Origin of the sequence: Erysipelothrix sp. HDW6B (assembly GCF_011301115.1) — a bacterium.
Lineage (GTDB): Bacteria > Bacillota_I > Bacilli_A > Erysipelotrichales > Erysipelotrichaceae > Erysipelothrix > Erysipelothrix anatis.
Map to the genome: position 1 here is coordinate 1912158 of NZ_CP049860.1, position 18136 is coordinate 1930293.

Here is an 18136-nt window from a genome sequence, read left to right on the forward strand (position 1 = left end):
ACAAGTATATGAAATGTTACAAAAAAAGCAACCATCTGGGTGATTGCTTCCTAAAATATTTATTGAATAATGGTTCCTTTTCCTTCAGAAACTGCAAGATGAGCATTTTCTAAAGATGTGATGATTGCTTTACGAGATGGTTTCGATGCCGCAAAGCGGACCGATGCCTCAACTTTTGGAAGCATTGAGCCTGGCGCAAAATGCCCTTCTCCAATATATTGATTTGCTTCAGCAATACTTAATGTCTCTAACCATTTTTGTTCCGGTGTCCCAAAGTTAATGGCTACTTGGTCAACTCCAGTTAAGATAACAAGAATGTCAGCGTCAATTTCATCCGCAACTTTAGCTGCTGAGTTGTCTTTATCAATCACTGCATCTACACCGACATATTTGCGATCTTGATCAAGGACTGGAATTCCACCACCACCATTCGAAATAACTAGTGTTCCAGCATCCATCAAGGCTTTGATGGCACCACGCTCAACAACAGTTACTGGTTGGGGTGATGGTACAACACGACGGTATCCACGTCCTGAATCTTCTACATACGTGTAGCCATTCACAGTGGCTAATGCTTGTGCTTGTGTTTCGGTATAGAATGGTCCGATTGGCTTGGTTGGATTTGTAAACGCTTGATCGTCTGCATCAACAACTACTTGTGTTAATACAGTTGCAACATCTTTTTGAATATCACGACGGCGTAACTCATTCGCAATCGCGTTTTGAAGATGATACCCGATATAACCTTGCGACATTGCAGCAGCTTCAGGAAATGGCATTTCTGGTACGGCATTGTTTGCATGGTGTGCTTCATCAAATGCAAGATGAATCATTCCTACCTGTGGTCCATTCCCGTGAACCACCATGACTTCGTCACCACCTGCAATTAAATCAACAATACTTTGCGCTGCAACTGCAACCGCATCTTTTTGTTCTTGAGGGTTATCCCCGAGGGCGTTTCCCCCTAATGCTATAACTATTTTTTGTTTCACAATAAATACCTCTTCTAAAATAAGAGCATTGCAAGTCCTATTGCAATGCCTGTAAGTGTATCAATGCCGGATGTATGACCATAATGTTTGAGATTAAGAAGGCCACGTTGGAACGCAGCGTCATCATCATCGTTCATGATTGATATAAAGTTAAGGAGACTATGACTGAACATATCTTCTGACGCATGGCTTAAATATTCAAACGAGACAGCAGTTGTTGCAGAGGGACTTAATTGGCATGTTAAGGCTGCATCAAATGCGTTACGATACGGATTATTGAAAGTATGTAGGACTATGGATAGACCTAAGAGAATATCGTCTCCAGTTGGTGTTAGACCACGCCCTCTACCAAGGAGCCATGCAATAACATCATCAAAAGTTTCTGGAGCTATCGATTGGAGTTTGGGTATATGTAATGTATCGTTTATTGTTTGGTCAAATCCGGTCATTGATGGGTAATGCACGATTTGTTGGTACCGCTGTCTTAGCGTGGCACGCGCTGGTACAAGCGGTTGTGGATTATAGGTTTCAATTGGTACATCTTGCAAGTCAATCACAATCGGTGTAAGCATGTTACGAAAGTGAAGGCTGTTGTGGGTATAAAGGACCACAGTTTGAAGATCTACCGTTGCAAGTTTTGACATCGACCCTTTCATGAGCGTGATGCCATGAGGCACGGATGCCTCACTGATAAAGATTAAACGTTCATTCACAAGAAGGTTAAAACCATGCTTAAAAACACTGTGTACCGTTATTTTGAGTGGGATTGGTGTTAACCAAATAGCCACAGATTGTGATACTGACTGTGCCTTTAAGCGAATCATAACTATCCTTCCATTCCTAATTTTTGTGCATATGCAGCAATTGCCTTTTCAAAGCATTCGATTGGTGGGTGTACTGTTCCCGCACCGATTTGACCAAGGCCTGCTTTCTTATTCGCAATTCCTGTATTAATTACTGGTGTAATACCGGTGGCAACGACTTTACGTGCGTCAATACCCAAATGTGTTCCCTTGAAATTCCAAGTTGGAATAATAAAGTTAGGATTATGATCCATGACAATCTCATCCATTTCATTTGAAATACGAAGTGCATCATCAAAACCACCAGTTCCTACGAAACGGGTAACTGCAGGGGCTGCAATCATCGCCATTCCACCGACACCAAATGTTTCTGTGATCGCACTATCTCCCATATCAGGGCTCGCATCATCACCAGAATATCCTGTAAAGTATAGACCTTGTGGCGTATTAACTGGTGCTGTGAACCATTCGTCACCCATTCCAGCAATACGAATACCAAAGTTTTCGCCATTACGGCACATTGCTGTAACGATTGTGCCTTCTTTAATTTGACGGGCACCGTCCATTACAGCTTTTGCAGATGCCATCATAATATTTAGGAAAAATTGATCGGTATCGGCTAAGAACTTGAGCACTTGGGCACGTTCTGTTTCTGTAATATCAAGTGTTGCGATAACAGGTGTTACTTCTTTTAAGAAAATTAGTGATGCTGCAATGTTACGTTGGTGGAACTCATCACCCATCGCAATCGCACGTGCAACCATTGGGTTTACACTGAGACCATCTTCCATCGCACGAATCGTTTTACCAAGAACTGGCCCGAGAACATCACGCATCCATTCAAGACGTGTGATAACCTCTTCGGAATACGCTCCAAAACGTAAGACAGCACCAATTCCTTCATTCATTTGGCAGTATGCTGTTGTTTCATGTTTTCGATCTTCAACAACAAGCACTGGCATATTTGCTGAAGTAATACCACCCATTGGACCTACTGCATTCACATGGTGACATGGAATAAAGGCAATTCGTCCTGTTGCTAATAACTCACGTGCTTCAGCTTCAGTTTCTGCCCATTTTTCAAAGAGAACAGCACCAACGCATGATCCTTGCATTGGGTCAGGCATATTTGCCCACTCAATTGGAGGACCCGCATGTAAGAGTACTTTTCCGTTTAATTCATTAATTACTGATTTAGCAGGTACAACATCGACTAAGACAGGACTTCCTGCTTTAATACGATCGATAACTGCCTGGTTTGCATCTTCAATTGTTTTAAATGTCATGTGAGGCCTCCTTAGTTAAAGTGATATGAATTTAAGAATTTTAGTGCTTTAATCATTTTGGGATTACCACCAGCTAACGGTCTCCAATCAAATTGAATGGTTGTTGCGCCAGCATCTTCGAGATTATCTGCAAAGCTTTTTAGTCCAACATTAATAATTTTAGGTGATGCTGAAATAAGGTCAGTGATAGCTTCTGAATATGGTAACTCAATCTTTTCGGTAATTGCGTTCTCTTCGACTGGTAATTGTGTGTATTGAACGTTAAAGCCAAGATATTGTAATGATGTCAAGACTGCATGAGCATTACTTTCTGCGACAAAAACACCGATATCTTGAAGAATTTGAGTTTGGGCAGCAAGGTCTTGAGGATCACGTTGTGTACCGCAAATTGTTGCAACAAACTGTAAATCACGGTTTGCTTGACGTGCTTCTTGCATTAATTCAAGAATGGTTGGTGCAAGTGAACCAGCCATGTCGGCATGAGATCCATACCCTAAAACCACATCAAACAATACAACACCTGTTCGTGGATCTTTAGCCGCTTCTTTCATTAATTCAATCCGTTTACTTGGATCAATCATTGGATGCGGACGCCCTTGGGTATATTCATCATCCCCTAGGTCGATAACTTCAAAGCCATCATGGTTCAACATGAATCCGTGTGGTTTTTTACCACCTTTTGGTAACTCGAGTGCTTCTTCAATTAGCATTGCTGCTTCCGATGCTAACGTTCCGCCAGAATAGTAACCTTTGATGACAGATCCTTCTAAGCTTGCGATCGGTGCTACAGCAGGACGGTTCATATCCAATTCACGTGGATTTTTACCTTCAGACAAAGCGACTGCTGCTTTCGCAGCTTCTTCCAAGGTATACGCATGATAGATATTACGTTCATGATGCGTTGGTTTCGCCCCTAAGAATAGTGTGACGACCGGTTTGTCTAACGTACGTAAGTAGTTTTCAATTTTTTCTTGAACGACTTTTGAAGGTGGTTTGGATACTACCATAATCACCTTTGTATCAGCTTGTGCTTGAAGATGGTGTATACTATCCAGCATTGTAATACCTTGAACAGCTTCATTAAGGTCACGACCCCCGGTTCCAAGAGCACTTGAAATACCTTCGCCCGCTTTATCGATAAGAGTTGTTACTTCTTGAATTCCCGTTCCTGATGCACCAACAACGCCGATTGTCCCTTGTTGAACTTTATTTGTAAAGGCGATAGGAACACCAGCAATAATTCCCGTTCCACAATCTGGACCCATAACAAGCAGATCCAATTGGTGTGCTTTTTCTTTTAGTCGCACTTCATCTTCGAGCGAAACGTTGTCACTAAACAAAAATACATTAAGGCCTTTGTCTAATGCTGTATCCGCTTCGTCAGCAGCATATATCCCTGGAATCGAGAATACGGCTAAATTTGCATCCGGTAACGCTTTGAGTGCATTGTCCCAATTACGAACAACAGTCGTTTGCGTTGCGCCATCCTCTTTATCACTTTTGTTGAGAAATTCTTCAATTGCATCCATGACAACACCCACAGTTTCTGCTTCATTGACGTCCATAACAATTGCGATATCATCTGCTGCAGCACTCGCAACATCTTCTGTTAAGAGATCAGCTTGGCCAAAGATATCTTTATTGGCAGCTGTGGCCATCATGATTGACACACGATTGACACCCTCAAGTGCGGCAATTTCATTTGTCAACAACATGAGTACAACTGAATCTTTATATGCATTCTTTTTAATAATTGTTTTTAACATAGCACATGTCCTTTCCTGCTTTATGTACTTTAATCTTAATCGGTCAATGCACATGAGTCATTATCCAATCTAGATAAACAAATGGGCAATTCTTATCCGAAATCGACGATTTGTTTAGAAAATATGGCTATCTAAAATGAGAAAAAGACGCTCAGATTCGGAAACCGAGAACGTCTTTTTCTTTTGATTATTGAAGACCGAATTGAACAGTTTTTTCTGTTTCAACTGTGACGCGACCTGATTTAACAACGACCGATTTAATGGGTAAATCGATAATTGCATCACCATATGATGTTGTATCAAGAAGCACCATATCGGCATTATTGCCAACTGCAATACCATATCCTTCAAGACCCAATGCTTTCGCTGGGTTTGATGTGATCATTGGTAAGACTGTTGGTAAGTCGGCAGCACCACCTAGGTGGGCAACTGGAATTGCTAACATTGCGGTTTGGACAATATCGCCAGTTCCATAAGGTGTAAAGGCGTTACGAATATTGTTTGTGGCAATACATACATTGACCCCTGCATCACGAAGTTTACGCATTGGCGTTACGGTACGACGTACATTGTAAGTATCATTACGAGCACCTAAGTGTAAATCTGTTGCAGGAAGGGCCATAACACTAATCCCTGCTTCAGCCATTAATTCAAGAATCGGTTGTAGTTCTTCAGGTGGTAACGCTGCGATAGCGGTTAAGTGACCAACTGATACTTTTCCCTGATAGCCATTTTCAATTGTTTTCTTCGCAAGGTATTCAATTGAAATTTTATCAGCATCATCAGCAAAGTCTTGGTGTAAGTCTAGTGGTTTATCAAAACGTTTCGCAAGTTCAAAGACATAGTCAATATGCTCTTTTGCATCACGATCGTTGTAAGGAACTGCACCGACTACATCTGCGCCACGTTCCATTGCTTCAACCATCATTGCCTCTGTTCCTGGTGCTTTAAAAATACCTTCTTGTGGGAATGCAACAACTTGGATATCAATGTAATCTTTAAACTCTTCTTTGAGTTTCATGATAACTTCGAATCCTGTAAATCCTTGGGATGGGTCGAATTCTGCATGCGTACGCATAAATGTTACACCATTCGGAATGATGAGCTCTTGAAGTGCTGTTTTAGCACGTGTATAAATATCATCAGCTGAGAATGTTGGCTTGAGTGATGCTGTTACTTCGATAGCTTCTTTTAAGGTACCGGATAAATTGGGTTTGCGGTTTGCAATCAAGGCTTTGTCTAAGTGAATGTGACTTTCAACAAATCCTGGAACGAGTACGCGGCCTTCGCCATTAATCACACGTGTTGCGCTAGCATCGATTGTATCTTCAATCGCAACAATTTTACCATTTTCAATTGCAACATCTTTCAATGCACCATCTTGATCAATACGAACTTGTTTAAAAATTAAATCCATGTTTCATGTCCTCCTCTAAATTAAACTGCAATAAATGAAATAACCATGAGTATCCCTGCAGCAATTGATACCCATTTAACGTTTCCTTTAACAACATCAAGAATCGGAATTTGGAATCCTGATGACAAGGCTTGCATCGTAATATTAACAAAACTCATTTGACTTCCCATTCCGACACCCATGGTTACAAATCCAAGTGCAAGTGGGGAGAAACCTAATGCCACACCAACTGGCAGCACCAAGGTTAGAATGGATCCAACGTACGCACCGGCAGGAATACCAATAAGAATCCCTGTGAGTACCGCAACTGGAACCACCAATGCAGCAGGCGCTGCTGATGCAACGTTAGCAATAACTGCAAACGTACCAGTACTTGCAATAACATTAATAAATCCTAAGAAGATACCCACTTGGAAAAGACGTGTCAGAATATAGTTTGATCCGTCAATCATTGAGCTAAATGCTTTATTAATCCCTGTATCCGTACATACGAAGATTAGGATAACAGTGACAAGCATATACATTACAGGTGAGAATAGTGGGAACCCTGTAGCTTTATCAACGAGCGGTCCAAAGATTACGGCAAAGAGTAAATAGATTGCAGGAATAGTATTTTTGAAGAGTTGACCGTTTGACATTTTTGCATACGTTTCGTCTTCAGATTTACGGAATCCCAGTTTGCGACGTTTTGCTCCCCAGAATGCTAAGACAATAGCAAGTCCTAAGAAGAGCAACCAGTATGGCATCATGGTGCTAACATATGTCGAAACTTCAAAACCACCTAATTGTGATGTAATACTTGATTCGAGCGACGCTGGTGATGTCGTGAACGATACAGCAGCAGCGATAGACATCGCAGCAATAAGCTCTGGTACAGCACCAACAGCTGCGAAAGCAAGCGGTGCGATAACCATTGCACTACCACCACCAATACCTGACATATAAGTTGCGGCAGCGACTAAGATAACTAAGAATGCGGAAACATATTCCACTTTTCCTTTTGTAGCACGGTTAACAAGTTCCAGTGATGATGTGTAACTACCAGCTGTAAAGACTGCCATCGCGACAGCAGAGTTAATAATTGGAACTGTAATTGTCATCATGGTTGGAATCGCTGACAATACCTCTTTATTCACTTGGGCTATTGTAATTCCCCCAATTAGCATCGCTACCCCTGCTGATATCGCACCCGCAAGTACCATATCAACTTTTAAAAACAGTAGCACCAATACCAGAATAAGTGGTATTAATACTAGGAATGCTTGAATTCCTGTAGGTGCACCGATTTCACTAATTTCAAGTGCGAGCACACTTTGCATCGAAATTAAAGTTAATGCAAAGACAAGAGTTAAAGACATCCACAACTTTCTCCCTTTGAGTCTCATAAATTCCTCCTTTGTTATGAGTTCATAACGCTACAGAGACATAGTGTTTGTTCTGTATTTTTATTCTATCCTAGGTACTGGTCTATTGCTTTTCCGTATTAAGATAAAAAAAAACTCTTTTTTGTCCATTATGGATAATGTGAAAAAACTGTTCAATCATGAACAGTTCAGTCTTTATTGTAATTACCTAAAAGTTGAGAGATACGAATACCAATCATCACTTGCAACATTTCATCGGGATTATCAAAATCAAGTTGGGTTAACTCTTTAATTTTCTCGATACGATAACGTACCGTTTTGGGATGGACAAAGAGAATGTCTGATGTTTGTTTATAGTTTTGATTCGAATCCAAGAACACACGAACCGTCTCAAAGTATTCTGGGTCATATTCTTGAAGCATCCGAATCTTATCGGAAATATAATCGTTCAGGTCATTTTCTTTCGATAGTTCCAGTAGGATTCGATAAATCCCAAGATCTTTATAGAGCATGACAAAGGCATCTTGTTTAATCATGTTTGATAACTGTACGACGCGCAACGGTTGTGCTGCAAGCTTAGGAATATCTATCAGTTGTCCTTGATCACTAATTCCAACCCGTAATACAAGATCTCCCTTATTATGATTTTCATAAATAGGTTTAAGCGTTTCTTGAACATAATCTTTGAAGGATTGGTCAGTCGTAAAATTATCCTCGACAATTAACGTAATCCGATTCGAGAAGATGCGATATGCATTTTTGGGCCAAATTGAACTGATGGCATGAATGAGTCCTGTCGTACATGCCATATAATCGGTATGCTCTTGGAAGGAACGTTTACCACTGGCAACTTTCCCTTGGAAATGTTGCCATGTTACAACTCGATATTTTTTATCCAGCGATAATTTGAGAATTAGTGCATTTTCATTCAATTCTTCAGTATTTTTGTACTTACCGTTTAAGATATGATCAACGACATCGTTAATATGGCTTTCTTTTTCTCGTGACAACGCAACCTGCTTGATACTTTCAAACTGAAGGGTACTTGCGGCATTTTCAATCGCCATATAATCAATCATTTCCACAAAAGTTTGAGCTTCTCGAATGGCTAAAAAGATAGTATGCCCGTCCATGCCCGGTACTTTACAGATTAGACGTGATTGCAGGGTATCCGATACCATAACCAATTCACGTGAGTAATCGTAATGCATGTATTTTTCTGGGAATAGTTCACGAGCGTTGGTGATTTCGAAGTCAATGGGGTGAAGTTCCGTCGATGCAAGACAATGATTGTTTTCATCATAAATTGAAACATCACGCCCTATTATTTTCTTTAGTACTTTAATAACATCAACATATTCTGGTTCTTTCATTGCGAGCGATTTGAACTCATGATGGACATTTTGGTATACATCAAGCATATCTGCTTTCTGATTTATCAAGTTTTGCATGATTTCCAGAATAATGTTGCGATATGACACGGTTGCATCAATTTGAATTAATGGAAGGTTTTGATCTGAACACCCTTCAATGAGCCCTGCAGGAATTTCATCGATAAAACGACCCATCTTAACGATAATGCCACTTGCACCATGTTTGCGCAATCCCGCAACAAAATCAGTATATTCCTGACGTGTACTTTCTTGCAACGAATACAAACTGCTTAACACAAGTTGCCCGGGTTTTAGCCAGTTATCAATATCATGCGCCTCCATGACAATCACATCACTAACTTCATTGTATAAACCTTCTTTACCCGAGAGTAACGTTGCGGTTTTGAGTGATGGAATATCAAGTACATCTTTGACTCTATAAATCATACAATCACCTGTCCTTAGTCTTTATTATACACTAGTGCTAAAAAATCATGCTGTCATTGCTCATAATATGCAATATATCCCGAAATTTTCCCTTAAATGGCTAAGGACATTCACTCGTATTAGGATTATGATAACGGGTATAAGGATGGTTTTGGATTATGATACTCAATCACACAACATATGATCGTGCACCTCATGCACACGCAACGCTGTTTTACTTTCACGGTGGTGGACTGATGTTTGGTAATCGCGATGATTTACCCCAAGAGATTCGAGATTATTGGCATCATCAAGGATATAACATTCTTGCAGTAGATTATCCGCTTGCACCTGAAGCAACACTCGATGACATCATACGATCATTACGAAATACGATCCAATTATGTATCGATACCTATGCCCTCACGCATTATAGTTTCTTTGGGCGTTCCGCAGGTGCCTTTCTCGCCTTTCAATTACACCGTTATTTTGCCCCTGAATTTATTATCTCATTCTACGGCTATACGATTAGTGATCGTCAATGGCTCCTAGAGCCTAACAAACATTACAGTCAATACCCAACGTTAAACCCCGCATCATTAGCACGTATGGTTCAAACGATTCCGCCCTATCGATCAACCATTGAATCGCGATACGCGTTGTATGTGAATGCCCGACAAACTGGCACATGGTTACAACAACTCCAAACTACACCCTCATCCATTGACCCCACAGACTTGCCACCAACCTTTCTTTGGCACAGTATCTTCGACCCCGATGTACCGTTCCGTGAATCCAAATACATCGTTGACCATGCTCCCCAAGCCGAGTTGCATCACAGCACCCAACGCATTCATGAGATTGATACGATCGCTTTCAAAGACATTGAAACACCACTCACTACATTTCTTCATGAGCACAAAAAAACATAGCAGTGCTATGTTTTTTTTATCGAATCCGATATTTCCCATGAGAAATGAGATACTGACCAACGCCAATCATGGCAATACCCAGCGTCACAATAATGACAATGCGATCAAGTTCAAGCGGGTCCTCGTCTTGATTGGGATTATTCATGGTGTAAACCGTAACATTACTCGAATCAGATCCTTTGGCCGAAACTGATGAATAATGATACGTAAGAAGCACAACCCAAACCAATACGATAGTCAGTAAACCAGATTGACGTGCATGTTTACTTCTTTGCATGTTCATATTTTCACCAGTTCCTTTATATATAAACTATATGCGAATTTGGTGAATTCCACAAATTATGATTTGAACAAAATTTCCTATTTTATAAAGACTTTATATATGAAGTGTCGGGTTTATTTATGATTGGTATTATGACTTTATTCAGCTTTCAAATAAAAAAGTGTATCGCATCGATACACTTTTTTTGAGCAAGTATATTATAGATTTAATCTTGTTTCCAGTGATTAGAATTGTTGGCGACGTTTAAAAATGTAGCCAGCCCCCAATGACATCACTCCTATGAGTAGGATTCCATGCCCAATTGTTGATGCGGCAACTCCTGTATTTGGAAGTTCACCCTCTGGGGTCGTTGAATTTTTTGTATAAATTAACGTTACGACAGTCTTCGGTTTTGTAAGATTTCCTTGTAATGGATCGTTCGACACATTAACCGTTTTATAGGTATATCCCTTAATTTCAATTGGTGTTACCGTATATGCTGCGTTAATCTCATGAGACGTTGTTTTTTGTGGTGCAATCACAGCACCGTCTTCGTCAACGTAGTTCACTTCAAGTACGACTTTTTCAGCAATAACTGGACCTTCATTCTTATCATAAACAAGCGTAACACTTGTTTCCAAGACACTCAATGTTCCACTCATTGGCGCTGATCCAGCTTGAAGTTCTTTGTATGTATACCCTTCAATTGCTAATGGCGTCACATTGTAAGCTTCATTTAATGGATATACATTGGATGTGGATGGTGCAACAGCATACCCATCACGGTCAACATAATTAACCTTTAGGACTGCGTCTTTTGTACGATAGATGAACGTCATGCTTTGGTCTGTTTCAATGAACGTTCCCGAAGCAGGTGCTCCTTCATGGCGTACATATTCAAACAATGGATACGTTTTTGCAGAAAGTGTATAGTTACTTCCTACTTTACCCGTTATGGTTTCAGTATCCAATGTCATAGTAACAGTCCCCTCTTGATCCACGAGAACATGTTTGGCTACGACATTACTTTCTACCGCTGCTTCAGATTGCACAAACCCAACGCGGTAATGATAATTTCCATCATCCGTGACTGTAAACGCTTGTGTTAGCCCAGAAGCATCAAAACGGTTCCCAAGTAAATCATTCACCTGAGTCGTCACTGCATAATTTGCTGGAATTTTAACACGAATTTGATACGTTCCTGGATCAACATTTGGGAATGCATAATAACCATTCTCAGATGTTCGAGTTGTTGCAATGACGGTATCGTTCGCAAGTAACTCAAGATCGACACCCGCCATAACTGTTTCAACATCATCATGGTATCCATCACGATCAAGGTCATGGAACGCATAACCGTCGATACCAACAATGCCTAATTTAAGTTTAAAACCAAAGTCAAAGGCATTAAATGTTGGCTTATAAGCATTCGGTACCATGTTTCCATCAAGTACATATCCAAAGGCATCAAAATCAATATATGATTCCCCATCAATAATACCCACTTCATCAAAAATTGACTGCAGCATGGCGGTATTTTCAGATGTTCGTTCAACATAGGATGTAAATTGTAATGCGCGTGACATGTTTTCACCTACTGGACTTAATGGATAGGCATCTTTATCAAATGAAAGGTATAACGCATTATTGAAGAGGTGGTGTTGACCAAGCGCTAACATTTTGGGATCTTGTTCACGAATCGCGAAACGACTTGGCGATAATTGAACGGCATAGTCAGCATTAGGATCCCCTTCCCAACTTTCCGTATTGAAACCATCTTCCATGGTAAATATTTTGAGCATTTCTGAAGCTGGTAAGTCTTCGAGACGTTTTAATTCAGGCATCGTACGTTGGTATTCTTTCAAAATTCCATCATAGAGCGATATCCCATTCACGGCTTCAAAGTCAAAGAGATAGGCTGCACTTCCTGCTTTTATTTCATACGATGGATTAAAATGTTCATAGTATGACTTGATGACTTCAGAACCGGTACGATACATACCGTTTGCATTAATGCTTTCAATGCTTGGAATCAATTCAGCGCCTATGATGCGGTAACGATATTCAGTTGGATTCGTAATACGGAATTGATGTGAGCGAATTTCACCAGGAGTAACGCTTCCAAGATGTCCAAACATTTCTTTCAGACTCCCAAAATCTGCATACCCTGATCCATCTTCATGTTGCGTAATTGGACTTTGACGTAATTGATTAAAGGTGATGGTATTTGCGTCAATAGTTAGATTTTTGACCATTGTCTCTAAGAGTGTTTGATTGACAACGGTAACGGTTCCGTCCGCTGTTACATCCACAACCACCTCAACCGGAACATACCCTTCAAGTGTAAAGCGCATCGTAATCCGATCTTCAGCTTCACCACCTAAATCAATATTAAAGCGGTCTTGTTCAAAAATAACTGTTGTGGTATCTTTACCGGTCGCTGTAGCTACTGTTGTATTATTTATCAAGTTTGGCACAATAACATCCACGCTCTCATGACCTCTTTGCAATGTTAATGTTGCGAAAGGTCCCATGAGTTTTGCTTCATGGCCAACGACATCAATGAATGAACCATTGCCGTCACTGCCTTTATCGTAGTGTAATGTACCCGTAGCTTCGGTATATCCCGGTGCTTTTATTTCATACTTGAAATCGACACCATCCGTCATATTTGGATATAGTGGTTTATAGAAAGTGTATCGGAATTCTTTTTCAAGTGGCATTAAAGTACCATCATAATCAAATAGATTGAAGTATGATTGGACATTATCTGGATCGACCCCAAAGAACACTGTACTCTTTGCATCAAACTGATTCATTTCAGGATGTTTGACTTGCGTCAGATTCCAGTAAGACTCATTTTGATTGGTCACATACTCTGATGTCACAAGCGAAGCCTCTTGGGTTTCATGCGTGAGTTCGTTACTACTGTTGATGCTTAAACTGTCACCAATAACTTTGTAGTAGGTTCGGTTATCGAAATAGTTTACAACATATTCATAATCAGTCTTTGGTGTTAGTTTCAAGTTAACTTGAATGCCACCTTCAATATCATACAAGCCATGGTTTGTCCATGTTGCTGTACCTTTTTCTCTTATTGAGAATGTATAATTTGCTTTTTTCTTTGCAATGTCCGATGGTATTGTAAATCGAACATTAACAGTTGTATCTTTTGTTGCTGCTGACTCTGCTGCAACACCACTCAGTGATGAGACAGCAATCAACGTTACAAGAAAAAATGACAGAAAATTGCGTAATATTTTTTTCATGTTGTTTCCCCCCCAGGATTCTATATGAACATACACTATACTATAGAATCACATATTTTGGAATGAACAATCCGTGTAAGTCTCTTAAATATGATAAAAACACCGCTTTATGCGGTGTTTTTGGTTTGATTATTTGTTTCCGTTTAATTTGAGTAACTTCATGATCTCAACAATTACGAGTGGTGTAAACATAATTGTAAGAACGACTTGCCAGTGATGGCCATCTAAGTAACCCAATGAGAAGATATCATTAACTGCTGGAATAAAGAGAACACCTAACATCATTGCGGCATTTAAGATAACTGCACCAATGAGGTATTTGTTTTTCCAGAATGATGTAAATACTGATTTTGATTTTGAGTGGACACTAAATGCATGAATTAATTGAGAGAATCCCAATGTGATAAATGCCATTGTACGTCCCATTTCCGTATTACCTGCTTCCCAAAGTAAGCCAGCACCGTACATGTATGCAAACAATGCTGCACCACCGACTACGATACCTTGGTATGCAACACGCCACATTAACTCTTTTGACATAATTGAATTACTACGGTCAGGTGCACGATCCATAATATCATCTTCAGCTTCATCGACACCAAGTGCTAATGCTGGAAGACTATCGGTTACTAAGTTAATCCACAATAAGTGAATTGGTAATAATGGTGAATCCCAGTTCATTAAGATTGCAACCATGAGTAAGATTAATTCACCCATGTTACATGATAAGAGATAAGCGATTGATTTGATAATATTGTCTTTAATACGACGACCTTCTTCAACTGCAACAACAACGGTTGCAAAGTTATCATCTGTTAAGACCATATCAGCTGCACTTTTCGCAACTTCAGTTCCAACAACGCCCATTGCCGCACCAATATCAGCACGTTTCAATGCAGGTGCATCGTTAACACCATCTCCGGTCATCGCAACGATATCGCCATGACGTTTCCATGCTGAGATAATACGCATTTTATGTTCTGGTGAAACACGAGCATAAACACCAATGTGTTGTACTTGATTGAATAAGTCATCGTCTGACATTTCATCAACTTCTTTACCTGTCACAACCATTTGGCCATCTTCTAATAAGCCTATGTCACGACCAATTGCTTCCGCAGTCGTTGCGTGGTCTCCGGTAATCATGACAACACGAATTCCAGCTTTTTTACTTAATGCGATAGCTTCTGTAACTTCTGGACGTGGAGGGTCAATCATTCCCACAATCCCTACAAAGATAAGGTCAGACTCGATTGCGGATGCTTCAAGGTCTGAATCATTCACAACTTTTTTAGCGAGTGCAAGAACACGGAGTGCTTTGCTACCCATTGCTTTATTATTTTCTTGAATACGTGCAATGTAGTCATCAGAAATTGGAAGAACTTCTCCGTTCACTTCCATGTACTTCACAACACTTAAAATTTCATCTACTCCACCTTTAACGAAGACTGTTTTAACACCGTCAATATCGTTAATGGTACTCATACGTTTACGTCCTGAGTCAAACGGTACTTCATTTAAACGTGTATGTTTTGCAAGAAGTCCAGTAGCATCAAGACCAACTACTTCTGCCCATACAGAAAGTGCAGTTTCAGTTGGATCTCCGACCCAGTTTCCATCAATTTTGCGTGAGTCATTGCAAAGGAGTAATCCACGCGATAGTTCTTCTTGCGTGTTCTCAGTCCAAAACTCTTGAACGGTCATGACATTTTGTGTCAACGTTCCTGTTTTATCACTACAGATAACTGTTGCAGATCCTAGTGTTTCAACAGATGGTAAGTTACGAACAATAGCATTACGTTCAACCAAACGGTTAACACCTAAAGCTAAGACAACTGTCGCAACAGCTGGTAAACTTTCAGGAACAACCGCGACCGCTAAGGAAACAGCTGTAAGGAACATTTCGAGTAGGTCATGATTATTCAACACCCCAACAACTAAAATAACACTACATGCAATCACAGCACCAATACCCAGTACTTTACCTAATTGGTTCAGTTGAACTTGTAACGGTGTTGGATCATTTTTTGTTTCGTTTAGAAGTGTCGCAATTTTACCAACTTCGGTATTCATTCCAACGGCGGATACAACACCACGACCGCGACCATAAGTTACCGTTCCTGATGAGTACGCCATATTCTTGCGATCTCCTAAAACGGCATCTTCTGGAAGTACAATATCTTCTTCTTTTTCTACAGGAACACTTTCTCCTGTAAGGGATGCTTCTTGCACCTGTAATGAGTTCGATTCAATGACGCGAACATCTGCTGCAACTAAATCCCCTGCATCGAGAACGAGTATATCACCAACCACTAATTCTGGTGAGCTAATCGTTTGTTCGTGTCCACCGCGAATGACTTTCGCATGTGGTGTCGACATATCTTGTAGTGCCTTCAATGATTTTTCTGCTTTATCCTCTTGTACCAAACCAATAATTGCATTTAGCACAACAATTGCGATGATAATGATTGCATCAGCACCTTCACCTGCAATACCACTAATTACAGCAGCAACAAGTAAGATGATAATCATTACATCTTTAAACTGATCTATAAAACGCATTGCTAGTGAACGACGTTTTGGCTCAACAAGTTTGTTCTCACCGTTTTTTTCGCGGGATTCAATGACTTGTTGTTCAGTCAAACCGTTTACGAGATCCATCTCTTTTGACAATTCGTCTAAGGATTTCGTATATAGTTTTTTATCTTCCATGGGCAACCTCCTTCTTTCAACTTGGATAGCAATAAAAAAAACTCTATCCGCGCCCTTAATACATGGATAAAGTCTCGAATTGAACGCGCTCCCGGACTTCTCAGTCGTATTGACGACAACGCGACCTGTATGACAGGCTTCTACTCCCTTTATGTCTATAATTCTATCAAATGAACCTTGTATAGTCAAAGAATACAAAGAAAAAACATTGATAATTCTGCGTTAACGTTTGTTGCGTTTCCACACATAAAAAAGCACGACCTTATCGTGGACGTGCTTAAATTGTATGATTTCGATCAAAAACTTTAGAATAGATGAAACTGATCATTTTTCCAAGACTTAACGTCGCTAACACGGTTGCAAGGTTAAAATGCCCACCTAACAACACACCAATAAGCAAAAGACTCGAATCAGTTCCCCATCGAATCCGATGATACGGTTGATTGAGGCGATGACTCAAAGACAAAATCATCGCATCTGTCCCTTGTTGTCCGACATTTGCATAGATGGCCATCGCAATTCCAAATGCACATACCGCCAACCCTGTAAACATCATGACATAATTCCACGGTAACATTTGAACTTGAGGAAAACGAGGCATGGTAAGATCAATACCCGCTTGAACAAAGAATGGGGTCATCAGGGTCCCTAGCCCTACTTGTTTACGATCAAGGATAAGCGCAATCAGTGCCATACCCATCATCGTAAAATTGCTGGCCATGCCAACCGTTATCCCAAACGTTTTGGATAAACCATCAAAGAATACAGTAATTGGATCCGCACCCAAACCTGTATTCATTGCAATCGCAATACCACATCCAGACAAAAAGGCCCCTAAAGCGAGCCACCCATATCGAACCAATTTGTTCATAGTTTCCTCTAGTTTCTAGTTATTTAATTGTTTTCTTGAGAATAATCGTTTTAACAGGATGTCCGAAAACATCATCTGCTAAATATTCAAGTTCTTCAAAGCCTTTACGTTTATAGAACGTTTCACCGATAAAATTACCATTTTCGAGTTCTACTACAAGGATTCGATGTTGAACGCGGGGGTCATTTTCAACATAGTTCATAAGTTGTGTTCCAATGCCATCTTTTTGGTGGGTCGGTAACACATAAAGGGATAAAAGACGGGTGTCTTCCTCACGAATATCATAGTTCGCAAATCCCACAACATAGTCGTCTTGGGTCGCTACGATAAATTCTTGAGTTTCAATGCGCTCTTTGATGGCTTCGATTGTATAGAATCGTTCCATAAATTTTTCTTGCACATCTTGGGGAATGAGGTCGCTGTACGCTTGTTCCCATCCGAGCATGACAATAAGCTTAACGGCTTCTGCATCTTGCTTCGTTGCTTGTCTAATCATATTTTTCTCCTTTTATGACTGAAAAAGAACTACTTGAGCTCTGCGTAAATCGCTTCTGTATTAAACTGTGTATTTAATGCTCATACATTTTAACAAGTTTGTTCTGCAAGTTCAATTGTAACCGCTTTATGTGAGTATTGCGTGAAATGATTTCAGAAAGTTACCGT

The 18136-nt window shown here is 40.1% G+C and carries 13 protein-coding genes; 1 reads left to right on the top strand and 12 read right to left on the bottom strand.

The window, feature by feature from the left end:
• Positions 1-59 precede the first annotated feature (59 nt).
• The 7 genes from arcC to G7061_RS09385 all read right to left on the bottom strand — a co-directional run bounded on the left by arcC (position 60) and on the right by G7061_RS09385 (position 9448).
• Complete coding sequence (gene arcC, locus G7061_RS09355; RefSeq protein ID WP_159644760.1) at positions 60-992, bottom strand: carbamate kinase; 933 nt, start codon at positions 990-992, stop codon at positions 60-62.
• 14 nt (positions 993-1006) lie between these two features.
• Positions 1007-1816 carry a DUF2877 domain-containing protein gene (locus G7061_RS09360; RefSeq protein ID WP_166120856.1) on the bottom strand — a complete coding sequence of 270 codons (810 nt, stop codon included), beginning with the start codon at positions 1814-1816 and terminating at the stop codon, positions 1007-1009.
• 2 nt (positions 1817-1818) lie between these two features.
• Entirely contained in the window at positions 1819-3081 is a 1263-nt protein-coding gene (locus G7061_RS09365) for a DUF1116 domain-containing protein (RefSeq protein ID WP_159633821.1), read from the bottom strand.
• An 11-nt stretch (positions 3082-3092) separates the two neighbouring features.
• Entirely contained in the window at positions 3093-4847 is a 1755-nt protein-coding gene (fdrA, locus tag G7061_RS09370) for an acyl-CoA synthetase FdrA (RefSeq protein WP_166120859.1), read from the bottom strand.
• Positions 4848-5034: 187 nt separating this feature from the next.
• On the bottom strand, positions 5035-6264 hold the full coding sequence (locus G7061_RS09375; protein WP_166120862.1) for an amidohydrolase family protein: 1230 nt from the start codon (positions 6262-6264) through the stop codon (positions 5035-5037).
• A 20-nt stretch (positions 6265-6284) separates the two neighbouring features.
• On the bottom strand, positions 6285-7649 hold the full coding sequence (locus G7061_RS09380; protein ID WP_159639267.1) for a citrate transporter: 1365 nt from the start codon (positions 7647-7649) through the stop codon (positions 6285-6287).
• A gap of 167 nt (positions 7650-7816) precedes the next feature.
• Positions 7817-9448 (bottom strand): PucR family transcriptional regulator, encoded by a 1632-nt coding sequence (locus G7061_RS09385; RefSeq protein WP_159644771.1) that lies wholly within the window; start codon positions 9446-9448, stop codon positions 7817-7819.
• Between the two features lie 158 nt (positions 9449-9606).
• Here G7061_RS09385 and G7061_RS09390 point away from each other — a divergent pair, with 158 nt between their 5' ends.
• Positions 9607-10359 (top strand): alpha/beta hydrolase, encoded by a 753-nt coding sequence (locus G7061_RS09390; RefSeq protein ID WP_159644773.1) that lies wholly within the window; start codon positions 9607-9609, stop codon positions 10357-10359.
• 16 nt (positions 10360-10375) lie between these two features.
• Here G7061_RS09390 and G7061_RS09395 read toward each other — a convergent pair whose 3' ends face one another.
• The 5 genes from G7061_RS09395 to G7061_RS09415 all read right to left on the bottom strand — a co-directional run bounded on the left by G7061_RS09395 (position 10376) and on the right by G7061_RS09415 (position 17969).
• Positions 10376-10642: a hypothetical protein gene (locus tag G7061_RS09395; RefSeq protein ID WP_159633839.1), complete on the bottom strand. Its 267-nt coding sequence runs from the start codon at positions 10640-10642 to the stop codon at positions 10376-10378.
• Positions 10643-10866: 224 nt separating this feature from the next.
• On the bottom strand, positions 10867-13890 hold the full coding sequence (locus G7061_RS09400; RefSeq protein WP_166120865.1) for a MucBP domain-containing protein: 3024 nt from the start codon (positions 13888-13890) through the stop codon (positions 10867-10869).
• A gap of 129 nt (positions 13891-14019) precedes the next feature.
• The gene (locus G7061_RS09405) at positions 14020-16602 is read right to left on the bottom strand and encodes a cation-translocating P-type ATPase (protein ID WP_166120869.1); all 2583 of its coding nucleotides are present in this window, start codon (positions 16600-16602) and stop codon (positions 14020-14022) included.
• A gap of 277 nt (positions 16603-16879) precedes the next feature.
• Positions 16880-17473, bottom strand: a complete 594-nt coding sequence (locus G7061_RS09410; RefSeq protein WP_159639273.1) for a YitT family protein — start codon at positions 17471-17473, stop codon at positions 16880-16882.
• A gap of 19 nt (positions 17474-17492) precedes the next feature.
• The gene (locus G7061_RS09415) at positions 17493-17969 is read right to left on the bottom strand and encodes a GNAT family N-acetyltransferase (protein WP_159644783.1); all 477 of its coding nucleotides are present in this window, start codon (positions 17967-17969) and stop codon (positions 17493-17495) included.
• Positions 17970-18136: the final 167 nt, after the last annotated feature.

What these genes read in the sequence shown, in the direction of transcription:
- G7061_RS09360 (WP_166120856.1), bottom strand. Translation starts at nt 1,816, where the DNA reads ATGATTCGCTTAAAGGCACAGTCAGTATCACAATCTGTGGCTATTTGG.
- G7061_RS09365 (WP_159633821.1), bottom strand. Translation starts at nt 3,081, where the DNA reads ATGACATTTAAAACAATTGAAGATGCAAACCAGGCAGTTATCGATCGT.
- fdrA (WP_166120859.1), bottom strand. Translation starts at nt 4,847, where the DNA reads ATGTTAAAAACAATTATTAAAAAGAATGCATATAAAGATTCAGTTGTA.
- G7061_RS09375 (WP_166120862.1), bottom strand. Translation starts at nt 6,264, where the DNA reads ATGGATTTAATTTTTAAACAAGTTCGTATTGATCAAGATGGTGCATTG.
- G7061_RS09380 (WP_159639267.1), bottom strand. Translation starts at nt 7,649, where the DNA reads ATGAGACTCAAAGGGAGAAAGTTGTGGATGTCTTTAACTCTTGTCTTT.
- G7061_RS09385 (WP_159644771.1), bottom strand. Translation starts at nt 9,448, where the DNA reads ATGATTTATAGAGTCAAAGATGTACTTGATATTCCATCACTCAAAACC.
- G7061_RS09390 (WP_159644773.1), top strand. Translation starts at nt 9,607, where the DNA reads ATGATACTCAATCACACAACATATGATCGTGCACCTCATGCACACGCA.
- G7061_RS09395 (WP_159633839.1), bottom strand. Translation starts at nt 10,642, where the DNA reads ATGAACATGCAAAGAAGTAAACATGCACGTCAATCTGGTTTACTGACT.
- G7061_RS09400 (WP_166120865.1), bottom strand. Translation starts at nt 13,890, where the DNA reads ATGAAAAAAATATTACGCAATTTTCTGTCATTTTTTCTTGTAACGTTG.
- G7061_RS09405 (WP_166120869.1), bottom strand. Translation starts at nt 16,602, where the DNA reads ATGGAAGATAAAAAACTATATACGAAATCCTTAGACGAATTGTCAAAA.
- G7061_RS09410 (WP_159639273.1), bottom strand. Translation starts at nt 17,473, where the DNA reads ATGAACAAATTGGTTCGATATGGGTGGCTCGCTTTAGGGGCCTTTTTG.
- G7061_RS09415 (WP_159644783.1), bottom strand. Translation starts at nt 17,969, where the DNA reads ATGATTAGACAAGCAACGAAGCAAGATGCAGAAGCCGTTAAGCTTATT.